This is a genomic window from Megasphaera sp. AF13-6AC (assembly GCF_027685385.1).
Classification (GTDB): domain Bacteria; phylum Bacillota; class Negativicutes; order Veillonellales; family Megasphaeraceae; genus Megasphaera; species Megasphaera micronuciformis.
Map to the genome: position 1 here is coordinate 1 of NZ_JAQCUN010000271.1, position 908 is coordinate 908.

Sequence of the window (908 nt, forward strand, 5' to 3'; positions counted from 1 at the left end):
GGATGAAATGATTTCCCTTTCACCGAAATACTACGGGGCTACGTATGAAAAAATGGAAGCCAACTACGGCATTCAGTGGCCCTGCTACACTCGCGACCCGAAAGATAAGGGCACGAAATTCCTTCACGAAGGGGCTACCTTTAACAAACCGGAAGGAAAGGGACATTTCTACTTCTTCCCCTTTACACCTGTAAAGGAAAAAGAAACGGAAGAATTCCCCTTATCCTTGTCTACAGTCCGCGAAGTCGGTCACTACTCCGTCCGTACCATGACGGGTAACTGCCGCCTCTTGCGATCCCTCGCCGACGAACCGGGCTTCATTCAAATGAACCCCGACGATTGCGAAGCTTTAGGCATTAAAGACGGTGAACTGGTGCGTGTCTTCTCGCCTCGTGGCCAAACGATTACAAGAGCTTTGCCGACAGAACGTGTATCCAAGGGTGCTACGTACATGACCTATCAGTGGTGGGTCGGCGCGTGCAACGAATTGACTAACGCCAAACTCGATCCGAAGAGTAATACACCGGAATTCAAATACTGTGCCTGCCGCGTTGAAAAAATCGACGACCAAAAAGCAGCCGAACAGGAAGTTATTGAACGATACAAAGAAATTCGCCGCTTAACGGGCGTTCTCGAAGAAACGGAGGCGGCATCGAATGAATAAATTCATCAAATCGGACCCTATGCTGTGCATCGGCTGCCGCACCTGTATGATTGCCTGCGTTGTCAATCATACGGGAAAGAATGTATTCAACATGGACCCGGACAGTTACGACTTTACGCCGCGCGTCCAAATTCAAATTACCAAAGACATGACAAAGCCCGTACAGTGCCGTCAATGCCCTAAGCCCAAGTGCATGGAAGCTTGTCCCTTTAACGCCATTTCCATGGGTGAAGACAGCGTGATC

1 protein-coding gene and 1 pseudogene are annotated in these 908 nt (G+C 49.6%); both read left to right on the forward strand.

Annotated elements, in window-relative coordinates; genetic code table 11:
• Positions 1-664: molybdopterin oxidoreductase family protein (locus PGX78_RS08780; protein ID WP_333524039.1), on the forward strand; the 664-nt coding region annotated here is incomplete at its 5' end.
• Positions 657-908 (forward strand): annotated as a pseudogene (locus PGX78_RS08785) (4Fe-4S dicluster domain-containing protein); the annotation flags it as partial. The gene PGX78_RS08780 and the pseudogene PGX78_RS08785, both read left to right, overlap by 8 nt.